This window comes from Microbacterium sp., from assembly GCF_031178445.1.
Taxonomy (GTDB): domain Bacteria; phylum Actinomycetota; class Actinomycetes; order Actinomycetales; family Microbacteriaceae; genus Microbacterium.
The window spans coordinates 262,624-287,400 of record NZ_JAPSIY010000001.1 but is presented as its reverse complement, the minus strand read 5'-3'; the positions used below and the strand labels follow the sequence as shown (position 1 = coordinate 287,400).

The 24,777-nt window shown below is 69.5% G+C and carries 28 protein-coding genes; 9 read left to right on the top strand and 19 right to left on the bottom strand.

Annotation, left to right across the window (positions count from 1 at the left end; all coding sequences use genetic code 11):
- Positions 1-7: 7 nt before the first annotated feature.
- From RIN43_RS01400 to RIN43_RS01345, 12 genes are all read right to left on the bottom strand, one after another.
- A complete protein-coding gene (locus tag RIN43_RS01400; RefSeq protein WP_309127080.1) occupies positions 8-2,014 on the bottom strand; it encodes a hypothetical protein in 2,007 nt (668 codons plus the stop codon).
- A gap of 13 nt (positions 2,015-2,027) precedes the next feature.
- On the bottom strand, positions 2,028-3,002 hold the full coding sequence (locus RIN43_RS01395; RefSeq protein WP_309127079.1) for a glycoside hydrolase family 130 protein: 975 nt from the start codon (positions 3,000-3,002) through the stop codon (positions 2,028-2,030).
- A 56-nt stretch (positions 3,003-3,058) separates the two neighbouring features.
- A complete protein-coding gene (locus tag RIN43_RS01390; protein ID WP_309127078.1) occupies positions 3,059-3,901 on the bottom strand; it encodes a carbohydrate ABC transporter permease in 843 nt (280 codons plus the stop codon).
- A complete protein-coding gene (locus RIN43_RS01385) occupies positions 3,898-4,797 on the bottom strand; it encodes a sugar ABC transporter permease (protein WP_309127077.1) in 900 nt (299 codons plus the stop codon). Before RIN43_RS01385 ends, RIN43_RS01390 begins: the two co-directional genes overlap by 4 nt.
- A 4-nt stretch (positions 4,798-4,801) precedes the next feature.
- Complete coding sequence (locus RIN43_RS01380; protein WP_309127076.1) at positions 4,802-6,079, bottom strand: extracellular solute-binding protein; 1,278 nt, start codon at positions 6,077-6,079, stop codon at positions 4,802-4,804.
- Positions 6,076-7,107, bottom strand: coding sequence for a LacI family DNA-binding transcriptional regulator (locus RIN43_RS01375; RefSeq protein ID WP_309127075.1), 1,032 nt, complete (start codon positions 7,105-7,107; stop codon positions 6,076-6,078). The genes RIN43_RS01380 and RIN43_RS01375 overlap by 4 nt, the downstream gene beginning before the upstream one ends.
- Positions 7,108-7,225: 118 nt before the next feature.
- Positions 7,226-8,041, bottom strand: coding sequence for a nitroreductase family protein (locus RIN43_RS01370; protein ID WP_309127074.1), 816 nt, complete (start codon positions 8,039-8,041; stop codon positions 7,226-7,228).
- Between the two features lie 4 nt (positions 8,042-8,045).
- Complete coding sequence (locus RIN43_RS01365; protein WP_309127073.1) at positions 8,046-8,414, bottom strand: hypothetical protein; 369 nt, start codon at positions 8,412-8,414, stop codon at positions 8,046-8,048.
- Positions 8,415-8,418: 4 nt separating this feature from the next.
- Complete coding sequence (locus tag RIN43_RS01360) at positions 8,419-8,586, bottom strand: hypothetical protein (protein ID WP_309127072.1); 168 nt, start codon at positions 8,584-8,586, stop codon at positions 8,419-8,421.
- Positions 8,587-8,597: 11 nt separating this feature from the next.
- Positions 8,598-9,788, bottom strand: coding sequence for a Vms1/Ankzf1 family peptidyl-tRNA hydrolase (locus tag RIN43_RS01355; protein WP_309127071.1), 1,191 nt, complete (start codon positions 9,786-9,788; stop codon positions 8,598-8,600).
- The gene (locus tag RIN43_RS01350; protein ID WP_309127070.1) at positions 9,775-10,002 is read right to left on the bottom strand and encodes a hypothetical protein; all 228 of its coding nucleotides are present in this window, start codon (positions 10,000-10,002) and stop codon (positions 9,775-9,777) included. Before RIN43_RS01350 ends, RIN43_RS01355 begins: the two co-directional genes overlap by 14 nt.
- A gap of 92 nt (positions 10,003-10,094) precedes the next feature.
- Entirely contained in the window at positions 10,095-11,057 is a 963-nt protein-coding gene (locus tag RIN43_RS01345) for a DNA topoisomerase IB (protein WP_309127069.1), read from the bottom strand.
- A gap of 108 nt (positions 11,058-11,165) precedes the next feature.
- Between RIN43_RS01345 and RIN43_RS01340 the strand changes: the two genes are divergently transcribed.
- From RIN43_RS01340 to RIN43_RS01330, 3 genes are all read left to right on the top strand, one after another.
- A complete protein-coding gene (locus RIN43_RS01340; RefSeq protein ID WP_309127068.1) occupies positions 11,166-11,456 on the top strand; it encodes a DUF2188 domain-containing protein in 291 nt (96 codons plus the stop codon).
- A 135-nt stretch (positions 11,457-11,591) separates the two neighbouring features.
- Complete coding sequence (locus RIN43_RS01335) at positions 11,592-13,085, top strand: MATE family efflux transporter (protein ID WP_309127067.1); 1,494 nt, start codon at positions 11,592-11,594, stop codon at positions 13,083-13,085.
- 144 nt (positions 13,086-13,229) lie between these two features.
- Positions 13,230-13,697, top strand: coding sequence for a hypothetical protein (locus RIN43_RS01330; protein WP_309127066.1), 468 nt, complete (start codon positions 13,230-13,232; stop codon positions 13,695-13,697).
- An 8-nt stretch (positions 13,698-13,705) separates the two neighbouring features.
- Here the strand turns inward: RIN43_RS01330 and RIN43_RS01325 are convergent, their stop codons facing one another.
- The 3 genes from RIN43_RS01325 to RIN43_RS01315 form a co-directional block, all read right to left on the bottom strand.
- Positions 13,706-15,421: an AMP-binding protein gene (locus RIN43_RS01325; protein WP_309127065.1), complete on the bottom strand. Its 1,716-nt coding sequence runs from the start codon at positions 15,419-15,421 to the stop codon at positions 13,706-13,708.
- A gap of 203 nt (positions 15,422-15,624) precedes the next feature.
- Complete coding sequence (locus RIN43_RS01320) at positions 15,625-16,527, bottom strand: HAAS domain-containing protein (protein ID WP_309127064.1); 903 nt, start codon at positions 16,525-16,527, stop codon at positions 15,625-15,627.
- Complete coding sequence (locus RIN43_RS01315; RefSeq protein ID WP_309127063.1) at positions 16,517-16,861, bottom strand: PadR family transcriptional regulator; 345 nt, start codon at positions 16,859-16,861, stop codon at positions 16,517-16,519. The genes RIN43_RS01320 and RIN43_RS01315 overlap by 11 nt, the downstream gene beginning before the upstream one ends.
- A gap of 130 nt (positions 16,862-16,991) precedes the next feature.
- Between RIN43_RS01315 and RIN43_RS01310 the strand changes: the two genes are divergently transcribed.
- Both RIN43_RS01310 and RIN43_RS01305 read left to right on the top strand, forming a co-directional pair.
- Complete coding sequence (locus RIN43_RS01310) at positions 16,992-17,639, top strand: ATP-dependent Clp protease proteolytic subunit (protein WP_309127062.1); 648 nt, start codon at positions 16,992-16,994, stop codon at positions 17,637-17,639.
- On the top strand, positions 17,636-18,223 hold the full coding sequence (locus tag RIN43_RS01305) for an ATP-dependent Clp protease proteolytic subunit (protein ID WP_309127061.1): 588 nt from the start codon (positions 17,636-17,638) through the stop codon (positions 18,221-18,223). Before RIN43_RS01310 ends, RIN43_RS01305 begins: the two co-directional genes overlap by 4 nt.
- A 7-nt stretch (positions 18,224-18,230) precedes the next feature.
- On the opposite strand, the gene RIN43_RS01300 is transcribed toward RIN43_RS01305, so the two are convergent.
- The gene (locus RIN43_RS01300) at positions 18,231-18,557 is read right to left on the bottom strand and encodes a helix-turn-helix transcriptional regulator (protein ID WP_309127060.1); all 327 of its coding nucleotides are present in this window, start codon (positions 18,555-18,557) and stop codon (positions 18,231-18,233) included.
- A gap of 147 nt (positions 18,558-18,704) precedes the next feature.
- Between RIN43_RS01300 and RIN43_RS01295 the strand changes: the two genes are divergently transcribed.
- Complete coding sequence (locus RIN43_RS01295) at positions 18,705-19,349, top strand: acyl-CoA synthetase (protein WP_309127059.1); 645 nt, start codon at positions 18,705-18,707, stop codon at positions 19,347-19,349.
- Entirely contained in the window at positions 19,346-19,747 is a 402-nt protein-coding gene (locus RIN43_RS01290; protein WP_309127058.1) for a hypothetical protein, read from the top strand. The genes RIN43_RS01295 and RIN43_RS01290 overlap by 4 nt, the downstream gene beginning before the upstream one ends.
- Positions 19,748-19,759: 12 nt before the next feature.
- Here RIN43_RS01290 and RIN43_RS01285 read toward each other — a convergent pair whose 3' ends face one another.
- The 3 genes from RIN43_RS01285 to RIN43_RS01275 form a co-directional block, all read right to left on the bottom strand.
- A complete protein-coding gene (locus tag RIN43_RS01285) occupies positions 19,760-20,854 on the bottom strand; it encodes a PQQ-dependent sugar dehydrogenase (protein ID WP_309127057.1) in 1,095 nt (364 codons plus the stop codon).
- A 237-nt stretch (positions 20,855-21,091) separates the two neighbouring features.
- Positions 21,092-22,465, bottom strand: coding sequence for an adenylosuccinate lyase (purB, locus tag RIN43_RS01280; protein WP_309127371.1), 1,374 nt, complete (start codon positions 22,463-22,465; stop codon positions 21,092-21,094).
- 5 nt (positions 22,466-22,470) lie between these two features.
- Positions 22,471-23,016: a low molecular weight protein-tyrosine-phosphatase gene (locus tag RIN43_RS01275; protein ID WP_309127056.1), complete on the bottom strand. Its 546-nt coding sequence runs from the start codon at positions 23,014-23,016 to the stop codon at positions 22,471-22,473.
- A 106-nt stretch (positions 23,017-23,122) separates the two neighbouring features.
- Between RIN43_RS01275 and RIN43_RS01270 the strand changes: the two genes are divergently transcribed.
- Both RIN43_RS01270 and RIN43_RS01265 read left to right on the top strand, forming a co-directional pair.
- A complete protein-coding gene (locus RIN43_RS01270) occupies positions 23,123-23,392 on the top strand; it encodes a hypothetical protein (protein WP_309127055.1) in 270 nt (89 codons plus the stop codon).
- 8 nt (positions 23,393-23,400) lie between these two features.
- Positions 23,401-24,759, top strand: coding sequence for a hypothetical protein (locus RIN43_RS01265; protein ID WP_309127054.1), 1,359 nt, complete (start codon positions 23,401-23,403; stop codon positions 24,757-24,759).
- Positions 24,760-24,777 lie beyond the last annotated feature (18 nt).

Sequence of the window (24,777 nt, the reverse complement as noted above, 5' to 3'; positions counted from 1 at the left end):
TCGCCTCTCATCCGCTGGTGATCGTGAAGCCTCGCGGCCGCACACGCACCCGCCCGCTCCGCGCCGCCTGACCGTGCTGCGAGCCGTCTGCGTCGTATGCCCGACCGTCCCCTTCGGCGAGGGCCGCGACTCGGCGTTCGGTCGCCGTGGCGTTGGCGTAGAGCACCGCCGCACCCGTCTCGGTCTCATAGACAGCCGTCGCGACCAGCGGCTGCACGACGAGCGCGTCGAGCCTGACGTCACCCCTGCTCGTGCAGCGCACGACGGCAAGGCCGACGGATTCGCCGAGACGCTGCGGCACCAGTGCGCCGTCCGCCTCGGTGAGACCCCGCGCTCCGCTGCCACCCGCCGGTGTGGACGCCGACCAGGTGCCGCCGCTCGTGCGCACCTCCCACTCGGCTTCGCCGGCCGCCTCGGCACGGCGCCAGATCAGCGAATGCAGCACTGCCGGCTCGGCGACGTCGAACTCGACCCACTCGCCATCGGGCACGTGCACGTATGCCCCGCCGGAAAGGTTGCCCTCCCCGGTCCACGCTCCGCTGTCGGGGCGTACCACCGCGCACCCGGCGGACATCCGAGCGGACTCCGCGTCGATGGCGCGCAGGCCCGTGTGCGACCGCAGTCCCGAGATCGACGTGGCGACGGCGGCGACATCGGGATGCTCGTCGAGCAGCAGCATCGTCAGCTGACCGTGGATCGTCGACTCCGCTCCGGAGTTGCGATTGACCCTGCCGTCGGTCTCCACCCCGTCGAAGGTCACCCCGGTCGCCGGGTCGTACACTGGCACGCCGGCGGGGTTCGCGCCGAAGAACCAGCCGGCGGCCAGGCCGCCCAGCACACGATGACCCCGACCGCCCGCGCCGACGGCGACGGCGACTCGGCCGTGCGCTCCGTACGCGATCTGCGCTTCGGCGGGCAGCGGAGCCCACGCGTTGTTCGGACCGCCGCAGGCCAGCACGAGCGGTGTGAAGCTGCCGGCATCGGCTGCTGCGGCCGCGACCCAGGCTCGCCGGCCCAGCAACGACCCGGCGCCGGCCAGCGCCTCGGGCGCGGCGCCGCCCCAGGCGTGCCAGAATCCCAGAGAGCCCACCCACGGCAGTACGGCGCCGAACGGCCATCCGTGCGCGGGGTCGGTCGCCATCGCGGCGACACCCTCGCCGTACCTGGTGAGCACACGCCGGATGCGAACGTCGTCAGGCCGGGTGCGCAGCGCTGCGGTCAGTCCGAGCATCGCCTCGGCAGTCGCGTCGGCTCCGCCGGCGATCAGCCAGGCCGGCAGCTCGACGCCGTCGCTGGTCACGAAGGTGCCTGCGCGCGAAAGCGACTGCCGCTCGAGTGCGTCGAGGCAGAGGTTCAGCCTGTCCAGCAGGAACCCGGCGAAGGCGGCATCCGCATCCTTGAAGGCGGCATAGCCCTCACCGAGCGCCCATACCGTGCGGGCGAGCCAGTACGACTCTGCCGAATCCGACGGATCGGGAAGCTCGACGGGGATCGCGCTCGGGTTGAGCGTTCCGTCCTCCTGCTGCCAGAGCACGACGCATCCCGCGTTCGGGCCGTCAATCGTCTGCAGGAACGCGAGCGCTCGCAGCAGCCCACGGGCCTCGTCGCGGCTGCGCGCATCTCCGGAAGCACGCCAGTCGCGCAGGAACACGACGGCGGCGCGCGAGATGTCATCGGCGTTGTACGCACCCTGCGTCCAGTGCCCGGTCGTATCGTCTCGGGTGCCACCGCCCACCCGCCGGAAGCCACCCGAGCCGTCGGCATCGGCGTATGTCCATGGCGCCAGCACGGTGGGCTCCGCGTCGATGGCGAATGTCGTGTGCGCGGCGCTCGCGGTCACCGGCACCTCGGCGAGCAGGAAGCTCAGGTGGGCGAGGTTGGTCAGCCTGGGCGGTGCAGGCGCGGCAGGCCGGTGTCCTGCAGGCGATGCGCCGAGTGCGGCTCCGGCCGGCAGCAGCGTCAGGGCGGATGCCGCTCCGACCGCCGTCAGGAACCCGCGTCGTGTGGTCTCCATGTCGTCATGCCCTTCATTCCTCCCGCAGGGACCTTCCCCACGGCTCAGCCGGGTCGTGGATGGCGACGGCGAGAGTCGTGTCGGACTGCCCGTAGTACGCCAGCCATCTGCCCTGGAACTTCACCAGCCCTTCGACGAACGTCACGTTCGACACCAGCCCGTTCAGGTCCTCGAAGGTCTGCGGACGCAGCCACGGTTCCTGCATCCGCGCGATGACCTTCGTCGGCTCATCGGGATCGATCGCGATCTGGCCGCACCGGTAGTCGACGTCGACCGTGCCGTCGTCGTGGATGGTGCGGGTGGCGCCGTTGGTGAGCAGTACGAGCACGCCATTGTCCGCGAGCACAGGCGAGGTGCCGATCTCGACGAGCGCCTCATCCCAGGTGCCGGGGGTGGGCGAGTACATCGGTTCGGTGTCGGGCGTGCCAGGAGTCCAGTGGATGAGGTCGTCGCTGGTGGCCCAGTAGATCGCGCCCTCGCCGAAGTACATCCACCACTTCCCCTGCATCTGCCGGGGGACGATGACGCCGGCCTTGGACCAGTTGAACCCGCGCGGATCCATGGTCTTGAACGTGTCGAAATCGTCGAAGATCGGCCCGTGCCTGGTCCACTCGCGCAGGTCGGTCGAGGTCGCGAGGCACAGCTGTGCGCTTCGGCGGTCCCACCCGGTGTACGTGAGGTAATAGGTGCCGTCGATGAGGGCGATCCGCGGATCCTCGCAGCCGTAACGCTCATAGTCCTCGGCGGGGGAGAGGATGGGCGCGTCCTCTCGGGTGAACGTCACGCCGTCGTGCGAGCGGGCCAGGCCGATATGCGACACGATGTCGTCTGCGTGCGCGCGGTACAGCAACAGCACCTCGTCGCCGTCGACGAGTGCGGCGGGGTTGTAGAGGTTCGCCGACTCCCAGCTGTCGCCGCGCGGTCGGAGGATCGGGTTGCCCTCATAAGGCGTGAACGGTCCGAGGGGGAAGGATGCTCCGGTGAACATGGAAGGCCTTTCTGTTTCGGCGGGGGAGGACAAGCGGATGCCCACGGCGGTCGGGCTCAGCCTTTGATGGCCGCGCCGAGGTCCGTCGCGGTGAAGAAGCGCTGGAACACGCAGAACAGCACCACGACCGGCAGCGCCAGGGCGGTAGCGCCGGCGAGGATCGCCCCGTTGGGGTTGGCCGTCGACTGCGCCACGGTCGAGATGTAGTTGGCGAGGGAGACGGCGAGCGGCTGCAGCGATGCGTCCTTGGTGATGAGGAACGGCCAGAGGAACTCGTTCCACGGCCCGATGAAGGTGATCAGCACCACGGTGACGAGAACGGGGCGGATCAGGGGAACGGCCACCGCCGTGAGCAGCCGCAGCTCACCCGCACCATCGATGCGGGCGGCCTCGAAGATCTCGGCGGGCAGCGACTTGAAGAACTGCGTGAAGATGAACACCGCCGTGGTGTTGATCGCGAAGGGCAGGATCATGCCGAGATACGAATCGCCGAGCCCGTAGTTGCGGGTGATCTGCACGTACAGCGGGATCATCAGCAGCTGGAACGGCACCATCTGCACGAGCAGCATCAGCACCCACAGCACGCCACGGCCGCGGAAGTCGAGACGGGCGAGCGCGTACCCCGCCAGCAGACCGAACACGATCGTGCCGAGAAGCACCCCTGCGGTGAAGATCAGCGAGTTCAGCAGCGAGCCGGCGAGGTCGATGCGCGAGTCGATGTTCGCGAAGTTCTGCAGCGTCCATCCGCCGGTCGGAAGCAGCTCGCTCGGGGCGTTGGTGGGGTTCTCCTGAAAGGCGCCCACGATCATGAAGTAGAAGGGGAACGCGAACATCAGCGCTGCGATCGTGAGCAGCACGACGCTCAGCACGCGGGGCAGTCGTCGACGGGTGCGCATCATCTCTCCTGGGTGGCACGGTTCGCGAGAAGGGACAGCGCACCGACGAGGATCACGAGCAGCATGCCGATCGCGGCCGCCGTGTCGGGGTTCTGCTGCTGGATGCCCTGCTGATAGATGAGCAGCACCGGGGTGACCGATGCTCCGTCGGGGCCGCCGCCGCTGGTGAGCAGGTACGGCTCGGTGAAGAGGTTCGCCCCTGTGATGATCGAGAGGATCAGCACCAGGGTGGTCGCGTTCCGCACACCCGGGACGGTGACGTTCATAAACCGTGCGAAGCCGCCGGCGCCGTCGGTCTCCGCCGACTCGTACAGCTCGCGGGGCACATTCTGCAGTGCGGCGAGGTACAGCAGGATGTAGAAGCCGAGCTGCTTCCAGGTGACGTACAGCGCGATCATCGGCATCGCCAGCGTGCTGTTCACCAGCCATGACGGGTCAGGTGCGAGCGGCCCCAGCAGCGTGTTGATGAGCCCGTGGCTCGAGAACATCAGCATCCACACGCCCACGAGCGAGACGCTCGCCGTGAGGTACGGCACGTAGAACGCGACGCGGTAGGCGGCCACCCAGCGGATGCCGCTGTTGAGGGCGGCCGCCAGCAGCAGGGAGAGGACGACGGTGAGCGGCACGTTGATGACGAGGAAGACCAGCGTGTTGCGGAAGGCGTCGAACACGCGCGGGTCGGTGAGCACCTGAGCGAAGTTGTCGAGGCCCACGAATGGTCGATCGGGCTCGATGCCGGGGGCGGTGAAGAAGTAGTCGTGGAACGCGATGTAGACGGCGAAGCCGAGCGGGTAGGCGAAGATCGCGAGCACGAACACGAGGTACGGCAGCGCGAAGAGCCCGCCGAGGGGCTGCGCACCCAGGATGCGGGTGCGCAGCCGCCGTCGCGAGTCGGTCACGACATCACTCCGAGACGAGGCCGTCGATCTTCTCGGCCGCGTTCTTCAGGAAGTCCGCTGTGGACTCCTTGCCGAAGATCACCGAAGCGGAGTACTCGTCGCGGAACGCCTGCCACGCTTCGACGGAGTTCGGGATGCTGGGCACATCGGCCGTGTTCTCGGCCTGGTCCGCGAAGGCGACATAGTTCGGGTTCGCCGAGAAGTAGTCGGGGTAGGCGTCCTTGAGCCCCGTCCGCATCGGCATCTGGCCGGTCTCCTCCAGCAGCACGCCGTCGCTCTCCTCGCTGGTCGCGAACTTCAGGAACTCCCACGCGGTGCCCTGGTTCTCGCACGAGGTGAACATCGACACGCTCTTCGAATCGGCGAACGTCTTCGGGTTCTCACGGCCGTCCGACGTGGGCACGGGCATGAACCCGACATCCACGGTCTCGGCGTAGGAGGGGATCGCCCACGGGCCGGCCAGCTGCATGGCTGTGGTGCCGGCGGACATCGCGTCGTCCGTCGACTTCTCCTGGGGAGCCAGTCCTTCTTCGTACATCGCGGCCCAGAAGTCGGCCACCGTCTTTCCGGCGTCCGAGTCGAACGTGGCCTTGCCGTCTTCGACGAGCATGGTGCCGTCGGTCTCGGCGAGGTAGAAGGGATAGAAGTCGAACCACGGCTGATAGAACTCGCTCGTGGGGGAGGGCCAGATCGCGCTCTGCACTCCCGAGTCGACGAGCGCTCGCGCACCCTCCATGAACGCCTCGTGGGTGTTCATCTGCGGATCGTCGGCGTTCAGGCCGGCGTTAGAGAAGAGCTCCTTGTTGTACATGACCATCACGGGGTTCGACTTCCAGGGCAGCTGGTAGAACGCGCCATCGGTCTGGTAGGACTCGACATCGCCGCCGCGCTCGGTGATGTAGTCGTCGGCGCCCTCCAGCGAACTGAGATCGACGAGACCGCCCTGCCTCACCCAGCCCGAGACCGCGGCCGGCGCGATGTTGAAGACGAGACACGGTGCGGTGCCTGCGGTGATGGCAGCAGTGATCGCCTCCTCGGATGACGACGCCGCCGGGATCTCCTGCGCCTTCACCTGCTCGTCGGGATGCTCGGCGTTCCAGGCGTCGACGACAGACTTGCCCCAGGCGAGCTCCTGCTCGTTGTTGGAGAGCCAGATGTCGATGTCGCCGGTGCCGGAGGCCGCGCCATCTCCGCCGCCACCCCCTCCGCCGCCGCCGGACGAGCATCCGGTGACCAGGAGCGCGGCGGCTCCGATGAACGCTGCTGCACGGATCTTCCTCATGGTGTCCTCCTCGAAACGTCAGGGCCCGCGGATGCCGGTCCCGAGGTGCTTTCACGAAAGTGCACGATGTTGCAGTCGATGAGCTCGGTGCGCGGTGCTGCACCGAGGATGCTGTCGCGCAGCAGGCGTGCCGCCGCGCGTCCGCGTGCCGCCGGGTCCGATGAGACGCTGGTCAGCGAGGGCGAGAGGTGCGCGGAGAGATGGTCGTCGTCGAATCCGGCGACCGCCAGGTCGGTGGGCACGACGAGGCCCTGTGAGCGGGCAAGGGAGAGCCCGGCGATCGCCATGGTGTCGTTGGAGTAGAGGATCGCCGTCGGTCGCTCGGGCAGGGCGAGCAGCTCAGCCGTGCGCTCGCGTCCGCTGCCGGCGGTGAAGTCCCCTTCACGCAGCAACGCGGCATCGCCGACGGCCTCGACGTACGCGTCGGCGCGAGCCTTGGAGTGCACGTAGTCCAGCGGGCCGCTGACATGCGCGATGCGCGAGTGCCCATGCGCCCGCAAATGCTCGATGAGCTCGCGCATGGGCGCGCCGTCGTCGGTGCGGACGCAGGAGAAGTCGTGGGTCTGGTCGTACGCCCCGACGAGCACGGTGGGCATGCCGAGCCCGGCAAGCAGGGGTACGCGCCAGTCTTCGACGCGCAGGTCGAGCAGGATCGCTCCGTCCGCCCGCCCGTGCGACATCGAGCGGTAGGCGCGCTCCTCCGCATCCCGGTCAGGCACCACCTGAAGCAGAAGCGCGGTCTCGGTCTCGGCGAGCACCGATTCGACGCCGGCGATGAACGCCGGGAAGAAGGAGTCGTTCGCGATCACCTCCGGGTCTCGGGCGAGCACCACGCCGATCGCGTTCGCGCGGCGCGTGGCGAGAGAGCGCGCGCTCTGGCTCGGCACCCAGTTGAGGCGTTCGGCCGCAGCGAGCACCTTCGCCCTGGTCTCCTGCGAGATCGGGCGATTGCCGCTCAGCGCATGCGACACCGTGGCCTTGGTGACACCTGCTTCTCGAGCGACGTCGGCGATGGTCGTGCGACCCATGCCACCTCCCTGTGGCGGAATGCCGCATCCGCGCGGCATCGAACCGGTTTGATGGAGATGACATTAAATCGGTTTGATGCCCCTGTCAATGGGGTGGCGAGATTCCCTCTCGGGCGGTTCAGCCGGAAGCCGCAGGCACCGCCGGATCGTCCCAGCCCTGTTGCGGGGTCGCGCAGGTTCCGCGGAACACGTATTGCGAAGGGCGCTTGCGCTCGGTGCTGGTCCAGTCGATCGGCGGCCGACGCTGTTCTGCCGGCACGTACCCGAGCCGGTATACCGCCATCAGCTCAAGTTCGGGCGGCACCTCCAGCAGCCGCTCGATCTCGGCCCAGCGGCCCGGCACCTCCATGGGGAACGAGATGAACTGGATCCCCATGCCGAGCTCGACCGTCGTCAGCCAGACGTTCTCCATGGCGGCGCCCATGCTGAACACCGAGTAGAACGACGAGAGCTCACCCGGCCGGTACTCCGAGCGATCCAGCATGACCCCCAGCAGCAGCGGCGATCCCGCCACGAGCTTGCGGTTCTCCTCTCCGAGCGTCTGCGGGATCCGCAGGGTGTTCATGAGCTTCTGCCCTCGCGAGGTGAACACCTGCCCCGTGAACGGCCTCAGCGGCGCGGGGAGGCGGTCGAAGAGCATCCCATCGCGTCGCTCCTCCATCTCGCGCTTGCTGAAGCGGAAGTACGGCTTGTACCTCTCGAAGAACGTGCCGTTCGACATCGCCTCGGTCATGCTCTCGCCGCTGATCCGGGCGATCGTGTCGATCGTCTCGCGCTCCTCGACGATCACGAACCGCCACGGCTGGCTGTTCAGCTGCGACGGCGCACGACCGGCGACCTCCATGAGTAGTCGCTGGTGCTCCTCGCTCACGCGGTCGGGAAGGAAGGCGCCGTTGGTCGTCTTGCGACGTCGCACCACATCCAGGAAGTCCATCCGTTCACCTCCGAGTCGTCACGGCCGCGGCCAGGAACCAGGGCGCAGCTGACAGGGCCATCGTGGCATGCCTGGCCGTGCCGCCGCGCGTCGCCGGCAGGGCGCACAGGGTCGCAGCGGCCGGCAGCAGAGTGAGGCCGGCGCGGCGGCGTTCGACGAGGGTGGCCAGCAACGCGAGGGTCGTCAGCGCGGACGTCACGATGAACAGCGCATGGTGCAGCCAGCGGATGCGGCGGGCGCCGAAGACACCGACTGCCACCGCGCCGCCATAGGCGGTGTTGGCGGTGTAGCTCGCGAGCGCCGCTGCGGCGAGACGTCCGGTCAGCGGTTGCCGATGCCGACCGCGTCGCGAGCTGCTGCGGTGATGGTGCACCCGGCTACCCCGCCGAGCGCCCGTCGTCCTCCCCTTCGCTCTGCGAGGGGCGACGACGCTGCGGGTCGGGGTGCCGGTCTTCGCGGTCGGTGTCCTCGCCCTCCGCCTGGCTCGGGTGCTCGGACTGGTCGGCCGGTTCTTCCGGCGGCTCGACTTGTGGCGTGCTGCTCATGGTGACCTCCTTCACCGCGTCGTCTCATCGGATGCGTCTGCCTGCGGCTGTGCGTCGCCGGTGATGGATGCCTCCGGCCAGCGCAGCACCGCAAGCGGCGGCGCGGTGTCGCTCGAGGATCGCGGCTCGCCCTCGGCGGGCTCGTCTTCGATGAACAGCACGGCGGCGTCGGTCAGCATCGCGGCACGGACGAGCGCTTCGGCGGCGGGCAACGGCGTGCCGGGCCCCGCCTCGAAGGTGTCCTCGGCTGCCAGGGCCACCCACGGCGCGGCCGGCAGGGCGAGCAGCGTCTCCTCGTCGTCCAGCATCCGCTCGTCGAGCAGCAGCGTGTCGACCTGGGCCTGCTGCAGCGCGCCGACCACTGCGGTGAGTCCGGATGCGCCGTTGCGGGCGTCCTGCTCGGCCGCGCGATCGCGTGTAGCGGTGATGACGTCGTCATGCGCGGCCGAGACGGTCTCGTCGATCGCCTGCAGCAGGGCGGAGTCGTCGGCGCCGTCGGCACGGGTGTCGGCGTCGACCTCGACGACGAGGTCGAGAGTCCCGTCTTCGATGTTCTCGAGCAGCAGGCCGCGTGCCTGCGCGTCGCCGGTCACGAAGACGTGCTCGGGGCGACGCTCGCGCACGATGCGGTCCACGGCATCCGCCACATCCGATTGGGTGTGCTGCCACACCTCCTCGACGCTGCGCTGGAAGCGGGCCTGCGACCACCCGCCCGGGCTGACCTTCGTGATGGGGTGGCCCTCGCCCTCGATCTGCTCCACCTGCTCCGGGGCGGCGCGCCCCAGGCGCTCGAAGGTGAGTTCGGCGCCGTCGCGGCCGGTCTCGACCACGAGGATGCGCCGCTCGGTTCCGCGATGGCGCAGCAGCGGCGCGATCTCGGGAAATGCTCCGTGGGTCACACGCTCCGGTCCGCGGCGGGCGGCGGCGAACCCCTCGTCCGCGACCACCTCCCCTTCGCGCACGAGCAGCCAGCGCGTCGATGGCGCCGGCAGGCCGATGTCCTTCGGAAGGGCGGCGAGCACGGCCTCCGCATCGTCGTCGGGCACCCCGGCTTCGCCGAGCCGGTCCTTCAGCGACCGCATCCTGCTCTCGACCGCCCCGGGCGGCTCGCCCTGCGGGCCGTCGGTGTAGACGGTGGTCCAGGAGCCCGGCTCGGCAAGCACCTCGTGGAGGTTCACTCCTCGCAGCTCAAGCGCGGTCATCGTCCACCTCCGCCGCGTCGTCGCGGTCGGGGTCTTCGCGTGCGAACGCCTCCTGCACCTCCGGCGCGTCGGTGTCGTCCGGCAGCGGCTCCGTCTCGCGGAACGGCTCGGCGTGCGGAGCGCCGTGCCCCTGCACCATTCCCTGGGACTCGTGCTTGAGCTGGTCGTCGAGATTCGGTCCGTGCGTGGTGTTGCCACGCTGTGCGTCGCTCATGTCTCCTCCTTCTGCGGGTACCTGGGCGACGCTAGGGCGCGCCTTGCCGGGTGCGACAGCGGGTTGACATCCGGATGCCGGATGTTAGGACCTCACCCGAGCAGCTCGAGCAGCTGCCCCTCGACCCTGCGCAGCGGATCGACCGTCACCCCTTTGTCATACAGATCGAAGACGCGAGGGTCGATGTAGCTGGCCCGCGCGACCGCGGGCGTGTTGCCGAGGGCTGATGCCGTCACCCGCACCGCCTGCGCGGCCGCACGGGAGCGCCCGCTCGCCGTGTCCCGCGGGCCGATCTCGGCCAGCGCCACGGCCGCCGTGATCGTGCCGTGCAGGGTGCGGAAGTCCTTCGCGGTGAAGTCCCCGCCGGTGCGGGTGCGGACGTCGTCGTTGATGTCGCTCGCGTGCAGCGGGCGCCACGAGGAGGCGTCCTGCCAGCTCAAAAGCAGCGTGCGTGCTCCGCGCCGTTTGAGCCCCGCGATGAGCAACGCGAGCTCGGCGTCATCGATGTCCGACTCCCACGGCTGGCCGCTCTTGCCGGGGAAGCGCAGCTCCACCACGCGCTCGGCACGCACGCGTGCGTGCGCGCCGCGCAGAGTGACGAGCCCGATGCTGCCGTGCGCCTTGGCGTACTGCTCCGACCCCACCCGCAGCAGCGCCGAGTCGAGCATCCGGAAGGCGCCGGCCAGAACACGCTGCCGCCCGAAGCCGTCCAGGCGCAGGTCGCGGGTGACACCGCCGCGCACGGCGGGCATGACGTCGGCGAGTTGCAGCATCCGGTCGAACTTCTCCCGTGCCATGCGTTCGTGCCACGCGGGGTGGTAGATGTACTGCCGTCTGCCGGCGGCGTCGATGCCCGTCGCGAGCACGTGGCCGTTCTCATGAGGGCTCAGCCAGACATCTGTCCACGCGGGTGGCACTGCCAGGGCGCGCAGGCGCTCGAGCAGCGCCGGGTCTTCGATCCGCGCCCCGTCCGGCGCGCGGTACTCGAAGCCGCGTCCGCGTCGCAGCCTGCTCAGGCCGGGACCGTTCGGATCGCTGCGCCTCAATCGGGTCATTGCTCCGGAGTACCTTCCCCTCGGCCTCGGATGCAAGCCCCTGACAGGCGGTCCGCGGCTGCGCCTACCCTGGCACGTTCCGCAGCAGAGAATCGAAGGAGGAAGACCATGACGCAGGAGCAGCACGGCGATGTCGTCACGATGTCCAAGCGCGGCCAATGGGTCAATCGCGTCGAGGGCGAAGAGGAGCTCTCGCAGGGCTACGCCACGAAGGAGGAGGCGATCGATGCCGGTCGCCGCATGGCCGAAGAGTCCGGCACTCGGCACCGGGTCGTCGATGCCGAGCCGACCGGCGTGGTCACCGATGAGCAGGTCGAGGGCGAGCGGCCGGCACGGGCGGGTTCCCGCGGCGACGACCGCGACGGTGATGACGGGATCGCCGTGGCGGACCTGCCGTGACCGCGTGAGCCGGCACAGCACGCCCGAATCGATTCGATAGAATATCGGCGGATGGCGCCGTGACCCTTCACGGAGTCATTCGGCTTCTCGCCGCACGGCGCGGTCTCCGCATCCTCCCCTTCTCTCCGCACCCTCATGGCAACGACCCTCATCACCGGACGCCCTTGGCGCGTCATACTGGCCTTCTCCGTTCCGCTGCTGATCGGCAACGTCGTCCAGCAGCTGTACCAGTTCGTCGACGCGGTCGTCGTCGGCCGCCAGCTTGGCGTGAACTCGCTCGCCGCCGTGGGCGCGACGGGCAGCCTCATCTTCCTGGTGATCGGGTTCGCCTGGGGTCTGGCCAGCGGATTCGCGATCCCCACCGCGCAGGCCTTCGGCGCCGGCGATGCCCGCGCCGTCGGCCGCTCCGTCGCGACGGGCACGCTGCTCACCGCCGCCACCAGCCTGGTGCTGACCGTCATCGGCCCGTTGATCGCCGCGCCGTTCCTCACCCTCCTGCAGACACCGCCGGAGCTCATGGCCGAGGCGACGGCGTTCACACAGGTGACGTTCATCGGCGGCAGCACCATCATGTTCTTCAACTACCTGGCGGCGATCATCCGCGCGATCGGCGACTCGACCACCCCGCTGGTGTTCCTCACCATCTCGTGCGGACTCAACGTCGGACTCGTCATCGTCATGGTGGGCCCGCTGGGCTGGGGCGTCGCCGGCGCCGCCTGGGCGACGGTTGTAGCGCAGGCGGTCTCGGTGCTGCTCTGCCTGCTGTACGTCTGGCGACGGCTGCCTGTGCTGCACGTGCGCCGAGAGGACTGGCGGGTGAGCCGTGCCGACGTCGCCGAGCACCTGCGTCTCGGGTTGCCGATGGGCTTCCAGGCGTCGATCATCGCGATCGGCGCGCTGATCGTGCAGGTCGCGCTGAACACCCTCGGTGCGCAGGCCGTTGCCGCATACACGGCGGCGTCGCGGGTCGACAGTCTTGCGAGCGCGTTCCTCGCCTCACTGGGGCTGGCCGCATCCATGTATGCGGCACAGAACCTCGGGGCGCGCCGCCCGGATCGCATCCGGCGCGGTACGAAGCAGGCGATCTGGATGGCCGTGATCGGCTCGCTGGCGCTCGGCGTCATCATGGTCACGTGCGGCGTGCCGGCCGTGCGCCTGTTCGTCGGCGATGGCGCGGACGAGGTGGTCGAGCTCGCCCACCTCATGCTGATCATCAACGGCGTCACCTACGTGCTCCTCGGAGTGCTGTTCGTGCTGCGTGGAGTGCTGCAGGGGCTCGGACGGGTGCTCGTTCCGACCGTCACCGGTGTGATCGAGCTGGTCATGCGCGTGGGCGCGGCCGTCGTGCTCGGTGCGTTCATGGGTTTCGGCGGCGTGGCGCTCAGCAACCCGCTGGCCTGGCTCGGCGCCGTCGCACTGCTGATCCCCGCCTACGTGCGCGCGCACCGCGAGCTGGCACGGATCCCGGTCGCTCCGGTCGAAGCCACGCTGACCACGCCCATCCCGGTGATCGGGCCGACCGACGGATCGATGGTCGTCGACGCGGTCTTCACCGCCCCCGTTCCCATCGTCGCTGCACGGCTGTCGAGCCTCCGCCGGGCTCGCGGATCGCGCCGCGCCGGGCGCTGACATCTGCACGTAACCCGCTGTCAACGCATCATCCGACGGGATGATGCCGAATCGTTCTCCCGGTGGACAAAAAACCCGGCAGACCCGCGTAACCTGGTATCACGGCACGCCGGGGGGCGTGCCTGTGACACGGGGGGTCGTGCCATGTCATCTCTTGCAGTGACGAACACATTGATGTCGGTCTTCGTGCCGATCGGAATCGCCGGAGCGGTCATCGCGCTCGCCTGCGCGCTCGTCGCCGCCTTCGCGCTCATGCGCGCTGCGGCCGGGCTCGCGGGGGGCGCGGTCGGCGTCTGGATCGTCGGTGCGATGCTGAGCCTGTCGGCGTCGTTCGCGAACCTGTGGACTCCGGTGATCGTGGCGCTGAGCGCGCTCGCCGCCGCCCTCGTGATCGGCTCCGTCGCGCGGCTGCTGGTCCGCGCCGGGGCTCGTCGTCAGGTCGTCGAGGCGCCGGCGGAGAGGCTCGCGCCCGTCGCGCCCGTCGCGCCCGTCGCGCCCGTCGTGCCCGTCGTGCCGGCCGTGCCGGCCTCGGCCGCGTGGACCGCGTCCGGCCCGGCATCCGCTCGTCTCGCCTCACCTCCGCGTACGGAGACGCTGCCGGTCGCGTCCTGACCGGTGGTCTACCGGTGGTCGCGATCGAAGTGCTGCGCAGTGTCGTCGCCGGTGGCGACGCGCTCGGCTTCCCGCGCCCGCAGCTCGACTCGCCGGATCTTGCCCGAGATGGTCTTCGGCAGCTCGGGGACGAACTCGATGATGCGCACCCACAGGTGCGGTGACAGCCGTTCGCGGGCGAAGGCGAAGACCTCCCGAGCGGCATGCGTCTCGCCCCTGTCCGTGTCGACCGCACCGTCGCGCAGGCACACGTACGCCTTCGGGACGGACAGTCGCGTCGCGTCGGGGCTGGGTACGACCGCGGCCTCGACGACAAGGTCGTGCTCGAGGAGCACCGACTCCAGCTCGAACGGCGAGATCTTGTAATCGGAGGCCTTGAAGACGTCGTCGGCGCGCCCCACGTAGGTCAGATAGCCCTCGGCGTCCCGCGCGGCGATGTCGCCGGTGTGATGGTAGCCGCCGGCGCGCGACTCCGCCGTCTTCTCGGGATCCTCGAAGTAGCCGGCCATCAGGCCGATCGGTGCCTGCGACAGATCGAGCGCGATCTCTCCCTCGCCGTCGACGGGCTCGCCGGTGACCGGGTCGAGCAGCACGACGGGGTACCCGGGCAGCGCTCGCCCCATCGAACCGTCCTTCACGACCTGACCAGGGGAGTTACCCACGCAGGCCGTCATCTCGGTCTGGCCGAAGCCATCGCGGATCGTGCCGCCCCAAGCCTCGCGCACCCGGGTGATCACCTCGGGGTTGAGCGGCTCGCCGGCTCCGACCAGTTCGCGCGGAGGATGGGTGAGCCGGGAGAGGTCAGCCTGGATCAGCATCCGCCACACCGTCGGGGGAGCGCAGAAGGTCGAGACGTGGTGGGTGTCCATCACCTGCATGAGCGTGTTCGCGTCGAAGCGCTCGTAGTTGTAGACGAACACGGTCGCCTCGGCCAGGAAGGGTGAGTAGAAGCTCGACCAGGCGTGCTTCGCCCAACCGGGGGAGGAGATGTTCAAGTGCACGTCGTCGGGACGAACGCCCAGCCACCACATGGTCGACAGGTGTCCGACCGGATACGACACGTGGGTGTGCTGCACGAGCTTGGGCCTGCTGGTGGTGCCAGAGGTGAAGTACAGCAGGGCGGTGTCGTTCGCCGGCGTCGGCCCGTCGGGGTCGAAGGTGCCGGGGGCACCGGCGGATGCTGCGAGGTCGTTCCAGCCTTCCGGTGCGCCGCCCACGGCGATGCGGATCAGGTCGCCGGCGACGTCGGCGACCCGGCCGGTGAGGGAGCCGAGGGTCACGACGGCTCGAGCCCTGCCGTGATCGATCCGGTAGGCGAGGTCGGATGCCGACAGCAGAGTGGAGGTGGGGATCGCGATCGCGCCGATCTTCGTGATGGCGAGCATGATCTCCCACAGCTCGATGGTGTTGTCGAGCATGACGATCGCGTGGTCGCCGCGGGCGATGCCGAGCGAGCGCAGCCAGTTCGCGACTTGGTCGGAACGCGCCGACAGCTCACCGTACGACCAGCTGCGCACGGACAGGTCGGCGGAGACGATCTGCACCGCCGGTCGGTCGGGCTTCTCTCCGGCGATGACGTCGAACCACTCCAGGGCGAAGTTGAACTCATCGACACGCGGCCACGCGAACCCCGCCCGGGCTCCGTCGTAGTCGGTGGCGTGGGCGAACAGGAAGTCGCGCATCTCGCGGATCGCGGTGGTGGCGGTGGTGGCCGGCCGGCTCATCTGGGGCTCCTTCGCTCGAGAGGACTTTCCCATCCTCTCTCGCCCCTGCCGCCGGGCCGAACCGGGCGCACGCACTGGACGGATGCTTGATGGGCACCGCGCCGGTGATTAACATGCCAGTACCCGAAGGGCTGAGGCCCCATGACGCTGTCGGGCCTCAGTCTCCCGGCGAGGTGCGGTGATGAATCCCGCGCCTCGCCGGGTCAGGGGCGCTTCGTCGCCGTGAACCCGTGCGCGAGACCGATGCTGAGCCACCAGCCACCGAGCCAGATCACCAGAAGCGTCAGCAGCTGACCGGAGAGCAGGCCGGACACGAGAGCCACGAGACCGATGCAGGCGAGCAGCCACCCCGCCGAGCGGTAGCCGATGGCGATGAGCACCGCGAGTGTGACGATCGCCGCGAGGATGGGCCATCCCCAGGCACTGATGCCGACGGTGCCGGATCCGATCGCCCCCGTCAGGACGGCGGCCACGGGCAGCGCGGTCAGCGCAGCGCCGAGAACCCGCCAGCCCAGCCCGAAGCCGTGGCCTCGCAACCTGATCCATACGATCAGTCCGGTCCAGGTGAGCAGGACGGTGGGAAGGAAGAACCCGCCGAGCGTGAATCCGCCGATGAGCGCCATCGCGGCCAGCAGCACGCCGCAGACAGAGGCCACCACCGTGCGCGCGGCTCGCGGGACGACGAGAGGCACCGCAGCGATGAGCGCCGGAACCAGAGCGGGCAGTGCGATCCACAGCCCGTCGTTCTCGTAGACGGTCAAGTGGTGGAGCTGCGATTCACCGCCCTGAGATGTCGCGATGGTGTGGGTCGGCAGGATGAAGGCCACCACGACTCCGATCACCACGGCGATCGCGACGGCCGTGCCCTGCAGCACCCGCCAGGCACGTTCGGCGCGCGAGTCGTCCGTTCCGAACTCCTCGTGCGCACGCTCGGCGATCTGCTTCGGAGTGCCCAGGCTGGTGATGGTGTCGTCGACTGCCCGTCCGGCGTCTTCGGCATCCGCGAAGTGCGCGCGCAGGTCGTCGAGCACGGCGGTGCGGTGCTCGGGGGCGATGCCGCGCAGCATCCGCTCCACCGAGCGCAGGTAGGTGTCTTCAGCGTTCATGGTGCCCCCTGACGATTGTGTCGACCTCGGCGCCGAGGGTGCGCCAGACCTCGACGAAGGTGCTCAGCTGATCGCGCCCGAGCGCGGTGATCGTGTAGTACCGGCGCGGGCGTCCGCCCCCGACGGCCTCGGTGCGTGTGTCGACCAGCCCGGTCTCGCGCATGCGGGCGAGTAGCGGATACAGACTTCCCTCACTCGCGATCAGGCCGCGGGTCTGCAGGTCGTTGGCGAGCTCGAGACCGTACCGCTCGCTCTCGGCGAGCAGCCCCAGCACGCAGTACTCCAGCACCCCCTTGCGGAGATTGGTGGCGATGCGCTCGGCGCTTTCGGTCATGCGACCAGGGTAACCTTGCAGTGCAAGTATTGCAATGCAAGGTTTGCTCCACCGGATGCTCCGCCCAGGGCGGATCCGCCGCAGGCGGATTCCCGCGACGGACGCGGCACCCGACGCGCAGGCTGGGCACATGACCGAAGACAAGCCCATTCCGCAGTTCGGGCCCGAGTCGCGCCGGGCGTTGTTCCACGAGCGCGTGCTCGTGCTCGACGGAGCGCTCGACGACGACAACGGCACCCTGCTCATGACACAGCTGCTCAGTCTGGCCGCGGAGGATCCTGCGGCCGACATCGCGCTGTGGATCCATTCGCCGGGCGGCTCGGTGCCGGCAATGCTCGGCATTCGCGACATCATGCGCACCATCCCCAACGACGTCGCAACCGTCGCCCTCGGCCTGGCGTGCAGTGCCGGGCAGTTCCTGCTCTCGGCCGGAACGAAGGGCAAGCGCCGCGCACTGGCGCACTCCCGCATCCTGCTGCATCAGGGCTCGGCGGGCATCGGCGGGTCGGCCGTCGAGATCGAGGTGCAGGCCGATGACCTGCGGCATATGCGCGACACCGTGATCGGTCTCATCTCCGAAGACACCGGGCAGCCGCGCGAGCGGGTGTTCGAGGACTCCCTGCACGACCACTGGTACACCGCCGAGGAGGCTCTCGATTACGGCTTCATCGACGGTGTCGTCACGTCGCTCGCCGACGTCTTCCCGCGGCGCCGGTCGCGGATCGGCCTCGGGGCCGACGCTCCGTTCGAGAACCAGCAGCAGGAGGAGTCACGATGAGCGGCTACACCATCCCGAATGTCGTGGCGCAGCATCCGCGCGGCGACCGCATCATGGATGTCTATTCGCACCTGCTGGCAGAGCGCATCGTCTACCTCGGAACCGAGGTAGACGCCGGTGTCGCGAACGCGATCATCGCGCAGCTGCTGCATCTCGACGCCGACAGTCCTGACAGCGACGTGCAGTTCTCGATCAACTGCGCCGGCGGTGACCCCAGCGCGGCACTGGCGATCTACGACACGATGCAGCACATCCGCCCGCGCGTCACCACGACGTGCGTCGGCCAGGCGATCGGCGTCGGCGCCCTCCTCGTTGCCGCAGGTGCCCCGGGCTCCCGCTCCGCTCTGCCGCACGCGCGCATCGTGCTGCACCAGCCGGCGGCGCAGACCCGCGGTGCCGTTCCCGATCTGATCCTCGCCGCAGACGAAGTCGTGCGGGTGCGTTCCGAGATGGAGCAGGTGCTGGCGCATCACACCGGCCGCGCGGTCGAGGCGCTGCGCGCAGACACCGATCGCGACAGGGTGTTCACCGCGCCTGCCGCCGTCGAGTACGGCCTGATCGACCAGGTGCTCGGACCGCGCTAGGACGCGATCAGGCGGCGAGGGCGACCGTGCCCTGGCCGGCCGAACGCAGCGGCGCAGCAGGACGCAAGCCGTCGGCGACGGCACTGGCGAGTTCGAGCAGGCTGGTCTCGAGCGCGCCGGCGACCGCGGCGATCATCTCGCTGGACGGTTCCTTGAGCCCGCGCTCCATCTCGGACAGGTACTGCGGCGAGACGCCTGCGGCCTCTGCCGTCTCGGTCAGCGTGTCGCCGCGCTCGTGTCTGCGGCGGCGAAGCTCGGTGCCCAGCAGCTCGCGCCACAGCGGTTCGGGTTCGCGCGGAGCGCGGGTGGAGGGGAACGGGACGATCTCGGCCATGGGTTCACGGTAGGCATCCGCGGTCGTCCCGCTCCACCTGTTCCGCTCAGAGCAGAAACGCGCCCTGGCCAGCCAAGCCCAGCGCCGCCGGGATGCCGCATGGCAACCCCGGCGTAGACTGGGAGGGCCACCGATCCGAGGACCGTCATGCCCGCCCCATCCCGCCCGTTCACGGCGCGCCACGTGCAGCTGAGCCGTGCCGCGCTCGCTGCCGTGGCCGCCGTCATGATCACGTTCTCGCCCGACCACTCCGCCGCGCTCGGGCTTGCGGTGTTCGGCGGGTTCGCGATCGTCACCTCGCTCCTGCTCGCGGTCGCGGCCGCCCTCGTGTATCCCAGTGGCCGCCGGTGGCCTGCCGTCCTGCTGGCTGCGATCACCTTCATCGCGGGCATGGCGAGCAGTGTCCCGGCCTGGCGCTCCGACGTGCTCTTCTTCGTCGTGCTCATCACCTGGGCTGCACTCACCGGTCTCGTCGAGCTGCTCGCCGGCATCCGCATGCGCGGCAGCGACGGCGCGCGGGACGCGCTCACCGTCGGCATTCTGGGACTGGTGCTCGCCGCCGCCCTGCTGATCGTTCCGGCGGGTTTCGTGCAGGAGTACACGATCGAGGGAGCGGGCACCTTCTCGCTCACAGGGATCATCCTCGGGGTGGGGCTGTTCGGCGCCTATGCGGCGATCGTGGCCGTCTTCCTCGGTATCGCCGGGCTCACGCCCGGCGCCAAGACGACGGCGCACGACGCCGGCACGGATGCCGAGGCCGACCGCCTGGCCGACCATGGAGGACACGCATGACCGACCGGAAGCCGACCCGCCGGGAGATCCTGCGCCCGCTGCACCTGGTGGGCATCGCACTGACCGCCGGAGTCTTCGCCACCGTGGTCACGCTCGTGTCGACCGGTGCCTTCACCTCTCGCGTCAACCTCGCCATCTCAAAGGGCACCTACGAGGGCCTCACGCCGATCGGGCTCGGCCTGGTCATCGGCGGCGCATCGTTCATCGTCACTCTGCTGGGTCTTGCGATGCTGATGCTCGCCGTCGACCCCGCCGATGTGACGAAGCGCGTGGATCGCCCCGTGCTGCTCGACCCGGAGGACTCCGACCCGTCGAGCACCGAGAAGCGGGCAGACGATGAGCGCCAGCAGTCGCGTGCCGGCGACAAGGACGCCCCCGAGCAGCCGTCCGGTACCTGACGACCTGGCGGATCAGCCCTCAGGCAGGGTGAGCTGCAGCAGGCGGTCGTCGCCCTCGCCGGGGGAACCGCGGCCGTCGGTGTTGTTGGTGAGCACCCACAGGGTTCCGTCCGGCCCGGCGACCACATCGCGCAAGCGGCCGAACTGGCCGGCGAAGACGGCATGCGGCTCAGCATCCGGATCGCTGACGTCGAGCAGCCAGAGCCGCTCGCCGCGCAGGCCCGCGACGTACGCGATGTCGTCGACGATCGCAATGCCGCTGGGGCTCGCGTCGGCAGGCGCCCAGGCCGCGACGGGATCGATCGCGTCCTCGGCATCCGCCATGCCCTCGTGGTCGGGCCAGCCGTAGTTCCCGCCGGGCTCGATGCGGTTCAGCTCGTCCCAGGTGTTCTGCCCGAACTCGCTCGCCCACAGTGTTCCTTCGCTGTCCCACGCGAGACCCTGCACGTTACGGTGGCCAAGGCTGTAGACCAGCGTTCCGAACGGGTTGCCCGGTGCCGGGTCACCCTCGGGCGTCATGCGCAGGATCTTGCCGCCGAGGTCGCTGCGATCCTGGGACCGCTCGCCGTCCCCGGCGTCTCCCGTCGACACGTACAGCATCCCGTCATCGCCGAAGGCGATCCGTCCGCCGTTGTGGTTCGACGCCCGCGGGATGCCGTCGACCACGACCTCGAGCCGATCGACGTCCAGGCCCAGGGACCAGTCCTCGCCGGTGAGAGGCATCCGCATCACCCGGTTGTCGTCCTCGGCGCCGTGGTAGGCGTATAGCCAGCGTTCGCCGTCCTCCTCGAGCACGGCCAGGCCGTGCAACCCGGATTCCCCGCCGGACACCACCCCCGGCACCGTGCCCGCTTCGCGCTGCTCGCCCCCCGCGGTGAGCTCGATCACACGACCGTCGTCGCGCTGCGATATGAGGGCGCCGCCGTCCTCCAGCCGGATGACCGACCAGGGCGCGTCGAGCCCGGAGGCGATCGTGATCGGTTCGGCGTTCGCCGTCGTCTCGCCCGGTGTCGCCACGCTGGACTGGGCGGTTTCAGGCCCGGAGGCCGCACAGCCTGCGAGCACCCCTGCCAGGGCGAGGACACCGGCGATGCGCAGTATTCGCATCTTCGCAGCATCCGCTCGACGGCCGCGGCCGCACAAGGTCTCGCCGGATGCCGGACAGTCCCGCCCGATGCCCTGGGTCATCCGCGCGCTCTCGAACGCGCACGGATGGAAAACGCCGCTCGACCGCGCCCGAGACCTGCGAAACGCATCCGCGGAGGCGAATGCTCCAGGCCGCGCGGACCGGCCGCCGCCGAATCCGGCGACCCGCGGCCCGATCGATCGCCCGGGAGGCTCCGCCTACTTCGCCAGGCGCTCGGCGATTCCGGTGTAGGTCGCAGGAGTCAGTGCGAGCAGGCGCTGCTTGGCGGCATCGCCGATCTCGAGGCCCCGTACGAACTCGGCCAGCTCCGCTCCGCCCACCCGGTGCCCGCGCGTGAGCTCCTTGAGCAGCGCGTACGGGTCGGTGATGCTCGAGCGACCGGCGACGACCTCCGCGCGGATCACCGTCTGGATCGCCTCGGCCAGCACCTCCCAGTTGGAATCGAGGTCGGCCAGCAGCACGTCACGCGAGAGGGAGATCTCGTTCAGGCCGCGGCGCAGGTTGTCGAGCGCGAGCAGCGAGTGCCCGAACGCGACGCCGATGTTGCGCTGCGTCGTCGAGTCGGTCAGATCGCGCTGAAGACGGCTGGTGACCAGGGTCTGCGAGAGCGAGCCGAGCAGGGCACCGGAGAGCTCGAGGTTGGCCTCGGCGTTCTCGAACCGGATCGGGTTGATCTTGTGCGGCATGGTCGACGACCCGGTCGCACCGGCGACGGGGATCTGCGCGAAGTAGCCGAGCGAGATGTACGTCCAGATGTCGGTCGCGAGGTTGTGCAGGATGCCGCCGGCGTGACGCACGTGGTCGTACAACTCCACCTGCCAGTCGTGCGACTCGATCTGGGTGGTGAGCACGTTGAAGTCGATGCCGAGACCCTCGATGTACTCCCGGGCGATCGTCGGCCAGTCGGCGTCGGGGTCGGCAGAGAGATGCGCCGACCAGGTGCCGGTCGCGCCCGAGAACTTGGCCAGGTACTCGGATGCTGCGATGCGGCCGCGCACGCGCTCCAGGCGCCACGCGAAGACGGCGAGCTCCTTGCCCATGGTCGACGGGGTGGCAGGCTGGCCGTGGGTGCGGGAGAGCATCGGAGCATCCGCGTGCTCGACGGCGAGCTCTCGCAGCTTGGCGATCACGGCATCCAGCGCCGGTAGCCACACGCCCTCGACCGCCCGCTTGACGGTGAGCGCGTAGGAGGCCGAGTTGATGTCCTCGCTCGTGCACGCGAAGTGCGTGAGCTCGGCGATGGAGTCCAGGCCCAGCGACGACAGCCGGTCGCGCACGAGGTACTCGATGGCCTTGACGTCGTGGCGGGTGACCGCCTCCTTCTCGGCGAGCCAGTCGATCTCGGGCTGCCCGAACTCGCGGTACAGCGAGCGCAGACGCTCCTTGTCGGCATCCGACAGCGGCGAGGTGCCGAACAGCGAGCGGTCTGTGAGCGCAATCAGCCACTCGACCTCGACCTCCACGCGGGCGCGGTTGAGTCCCGCCTCGGAGAGGAAGTCGGCCAGGCCGGTCACCGCGGCACGGTAGCGCCCGTCGAGAGGGCTGAGCGGCTGGGGCGGGAGCGAGGGCAGAGAAGTCAGGGGAGGTCCTCCTGATCGGGCCCTCGCATCGCGCGGGGCGTCGTACGGGGCGCGCGCACGGCAGGCTCCAGCTGGCGGAACAGACCACGGGTCGCGGTCTCAATCATACCGAGCACCGAATCGAACATCGCCGCGCCCGCGTAGTAGGGGTCGGGTACGTCCATGCTGGACGCCGCCGGATCGAAGGCGCGCAGCAGCGTGACTTTCCCTTCGTCGTCCTCGGTGCGCGCCCAGGCGCGGAGGATGCGCTCGTGTGTGCGGTCGAGCGCGACGATCAGGTCGTTCTCGGCGAAGGATGCCGCACTGAACTGCCTGGCGCGATGCGAGGAGCCGTCGTAGCCGCGGCGAGTGAGAGCCTCGAGCGTGCGCTCGTCGGCGCGCTCGCCGAGATGCCAGTCGCCGGTCCCGGCGCTGCGCGAGACCACACGCGCACCGAGCCTCCGCTCATCGGCGAGGGCACGCAGCACCACCTCGGCCATCGGCGACCGGCAGATGTTGCCCGTGCAGACGAAGATGACGCGGAAGGGATCCGAGTCGGTCATGGCTCCATTCTGCACTTCTCTCCCCACGCAGGTGGAGTCCGCGATCCCTCCACAGGCACCGGGCGATGATCCTCGCACGGATGCCCTCGGCGAGCAGGCTGGGCGCATGTACTCCATAGCGATCGCTGAAGCACCGATGAGCGATGAGATCTGGTGGGCGTTCACGGCCCTGCGGCTGCTCGACGATGCGACCGACGTGCTCGCCGATGCGCAGGTCGTGTGCGCGGGAGTCGCCGCGGATGCGGACTGGCACAACGACGGCTCGGGCGCGCGCACCATGCGGCAGGCGATCCGAGAGCTGCACGATTCGGTGATGGGTGAGCTCGCCTCTGTGCAGAATGCGAGCGCGCAGGTGCGGGCGGGGGCCCCGATATGAGCGAGGAGGTGACGATCACCTCCGGCGGCCAGATCGCTGTCGACTCGGGGGCGGTGCGCGACATCGGCCGCAGACTCCGCGACGTCGGCGCCCGCCTCGCCGATGCCTGCGATCTGATGCGACGCGCCGGGCACGCGCTGTCGCAGGCGCCGCACGTCGAGCAGAGCGTCGGGATCACGGGCATCACGGCCTCCGCAGGCAGGCTGTCGGATCTGGCGCCCGTGGTCGACCAGATCGCCCAGGGCTGCGAGGTCATGGCGGACACGTTCGAGCTGGTCGAGTTGCGCGCGCAGCAAGAGGCGGTGAGTGTCGCCGATCCCGCCGCGGCCGAAGCGCTGCAGGCGCGGATCGACGTGCTGGTGCAGTCGGACCCCGAGATCGAGAATCGGGTGAAATGGCTCGCGGCCGACGGGGAGAAGCAGCGCTACGCCGGCACGGGTGACCAGCCGCTCGATCTGTTCGGGCCGCTGGTCACAGGGCTCACCACGGCAACGCTCTCATTGGCGGTTCCGCCCGGCCTGGGCATGCTCGCCGGCGCGTTGGCCGGCGGCTTCCTCGGTCCGAGACCGGCCGAGAAGATCCTCCGCACCGGTATCGACGCCGCGAACCAGCTCGGTCGAGGAGCACTTCCGCCCGGCACGCGCCTGACCGGTGCACCCCCGCCGGTCGAGGTGCGTCTGGTCGCAACAGGCGCGACGGCGGCGCCGACGAGCCTCAAGCAGTCGATGGAGCGGATCCCCTACGGGCGAGCGGGTCAGGTGGTCGTTGAGAAGTACACGATGAACGACGGCACGAAGCGCTTCGTCGCGTACCTAGACGGGACCCGCGCGGTGATGCCCGGAACAGACGACCCCTGGGACATGAGCTCGAACTGGGACATGTACATGAACCGTGAGACGGCGGCATCCCAGCAGGCTGCGCTCGTCGCACTCGAACAGGCGGGGGCGCGCCCCGGCGACCACGTCGACTTCGTCGGCTACTCGCAGGGCGCCACGATCGCGTCGTTCGCCGCGATGGACAGCCCTTACACGGTCAGCACGGTGATCACCGCCGGCAATCCCGTCGATCCGTGGCTCACCGAGGAGCAGACGCACGTTCGGCTCGAGCATGACGCCGACTTCGTCGCCAACCTCGCAGGCGACCCTTCGCCGGGTGGTTCAGGATCGGCCGAGAGCTTCACGGCCACCCGCGACGTGGACAAGCTGCTGTTCTGGGACGAGCACGACTTCGGCCAGTACACCGAGACCGCTGGCCTCGTCGACACGTCCGGCGACCCGAGGGTCGCTGCGCTGCGCGACGGGTTCTACGCCGAGCTCGGCGAGGCGGTGTCGGTCGAGCGGATGGAGTTCGAGGCGAAGCGCCCGTGACGCGGCCGCCATCCGGTG

Coding starts and splice junctions, on each gene's coding strand:
- RIN43_RS01370 (WP_309127074.1), bottom strand. CDS start 8,041: ATGGACTTCCTGGATGTGGTGCGACGTCGCAAGACGACCAACGGCGCC.
- RIN43_RS01355 (WP_309127071.1), bottom strand. CDS start 9,788: ATGACCGCGCTTGAGCTGCGAGGAGTGAACCTCCACGAGGTGCTTGCC.
- RIN43_RS01325 (WP_309127065.1), bottom strand. CDS start 15,421: ATGAGCCGGCCGGCCACCACCGCCACCACCGCGATCCGCGAGATGCGC.
- RIN43_RS01390 (WP_309127078.1), bottom strand. CDS start 3,901: ATGATGCGCACCCGTCGACGACTGCCCCGCGTGCTGAGCGTCGTGCTG.
- RIN43_RS01375 (WP_309127075.1), bottom strand. CDS start 7,107: ATGGGTCGCACGACCATCGCCGACGTCGCTCGAGAAGCAGGTGTCACC.
- RIN43_RS01305 (WP_309127061.1), top strand. CDS start 17,636: ATGAGCGGCTACACCATCCCGAATGTCGTGGCGCAGCATCCGCGCGGC.
- RIN43_RS01350 (WP_309127070.1), bottom strand. CDS start 10,002: ATGAGCGACGCACAGCGTGGCAACACCACGCACGGACCGAATCTCGAC.
- RIN43_RS01310 (WP_309127062.1), top strand. CDS start 16,992: ATGACCGAAGACAAGCCCATTCCGCAGTTCGGGCCCGAGTCGCGCCGG.
- RIN43_RS01360 (WP_309127072.1), bottom strand. CDS start 8,586: ATGAGCAGCACGCCACAAGTCGAGCCGCCGGAAGAACCGGCCGACCAG.
- RIN43_RS01400 (WP_309127080.1), bottom strand. CDS start 2,014: ATGGAGACCACACGACGCGGGTTCCTGACGGCGGTCGGAGCGGCATCC.
- RIN43_RS01315 (WP_309127063.1), bottom strand. CDS start 16,861: ATGACCGAAAGCGCCGAGCGCATCGCCACCAATCTCCGCAAGGGGGTG.
- RIN43_RS01300 (WP_309127060.1), bottom strand. CDS start 18,557: ATGGCCGAGATCGTCCCGTTCCCCTCCACCCGCGCTCCGCGCGAACCC.
- RIN43_RS01345 (WP_309127069.1), bottom strand. CDS start 11,057: ATGACCCGATTGAGGCGCAGCGATCCGAACGGTCCCGGCCTGAGCAGG.
- RIN43_RS01380 (WP_309127076.1), bottom strand. CDS start 6,079: ATGAGGAAGATCCGTGCAGCAGCGTTCATCGGAGCCGCCGCGCTCCTG.
- RIN43_RS01290 (WP_309127058.1), top strand. CDS start 19,346: ATGACCGACCGGAAGCCGACCCGCCGGGAGATCCTGCGCCCGCTGCAC.
- RIN43_RS01340 (WP_309127068.1), top strand. CDS start 11,166: ATGACGCAGGAGCAGCACGGCGATGTCGTCACGATGTCCAAGCGCGGC.
- RIN43_RS01330 (WP_309127066.1), top strand. CDS start 13,230: ATGTCATCTCTTGCAGTGACGAACACATTGATGTCGGTCTTCGTGCCG.
- RIN43_RS01285 (WP_309127057.1), bottom strand. CDS start 20,854: ATGCGAATACTGCGCATCGCCGGTGTCCTCGCCCTGGCAGGGGTGCTC.
- RIN43_RS01395 (WP_309127079.1), bottom strand. CDS start 3,002: ATGTTCACCGGAGCATCCTTCCCCCTCGGACCGTTCACGCCTTATGAG.
- RIN43_RS01295 (WP_309127059.1), top strand. CDS start 18,705: ATGCCCGCCCCATCCCGCCCGTTCACGGCGCGCCACGTGCAGCTGAGC.
- RIN43_RS01275 (WP_309127056.1), bottom strand. CDS start 23,016: ATGACCGACTCGGATCCCTTCCGCGTCATCTTCGTCTGCACGGGCAAC.
- RIN43_RS01270 (WP_309127055.1), top strand. CDS start 23,123: ATGTACTCCATAGCGATCGCTGAAGCACCGATGAGCGATGAGATCTGG.
- RIN43_RS01320 (WP_309127064.1), bottom strand. CDS start 16,527: ATGAACGCTGAAGACACCTACCTGCGCTCGGTGGAGCGGATGCTGCGC.
- RIN43_RS01335 (WP_309127067.1), top strand. CDS start 11,592: ATGGCAACGACCCTCATCACCGGACGCCCTTGGCGCGTCATACTGGCC.